Genomic DNA, 465 nt, shown 5'->3' with positions numbered 1-465 from the left:
GGTACTTTCGCGCGAAGTTCCTCATTTGGTCCCACAACCGTTTTTTCAATACGCGACTTAATAAACTTCTGCACAGCATTAATTTTTAATACTGGGCGTAAATAGTTCATCATTTTGGCGCCCATAATCATTTTGGGAAATGCGGGTACAAATACTTCAATATTTGGAATACCTGTTGTATAGAAAGCTGTAGATACATCTCCCCATGGAACGCTCATAGCACTTTTTTTACCATCACCAAAATCAATGGTCCGGACATAATGTGCTAATGGAACAGTGGTAATTTTTCCGTTTTTACGAATTTTGCCATCTTCGGCCATACCTTCTGTACTTGTTTTTGCAGTACCCGGTGAAAGCCCTGTTTTTGAATCAAAACCAAGCGCCAAATAGGTCGCATCTGGCAGTGCTTCTTTGAGCGCAGCGGCAACGCAATCTGTCGGAATCACATCAAAACCAACACCTGGA

Annotated in this window: 1 pseudogene; it reads right to left on the bottom strand. The window is 41.9% G+C overall.

Features of this window, described 5'->3' with window-relative positions:
• Positions 1 to 465, bottom strand: a pseudogene (locus F7Q96_RS26510) (hypothetical protein); the annotation flags it as partial.

Source organism: Cupriavidus gilardii (assembly GCF_008801915.1).
In the GTDB taxonomy this organism is placed as follows: domain Bacteria; phylum Pseudomonadota; class Gammaproteobacteria; order Burkholderiales; family Burkholderiaceae; genus Cupriavidus; species Cupriavidus gilardii.
The sequence above is the reverse complement of the archived record's forward strand: the minus strand, read 5'-3'. Positions and strand labels throughout refer to the sequence as shown.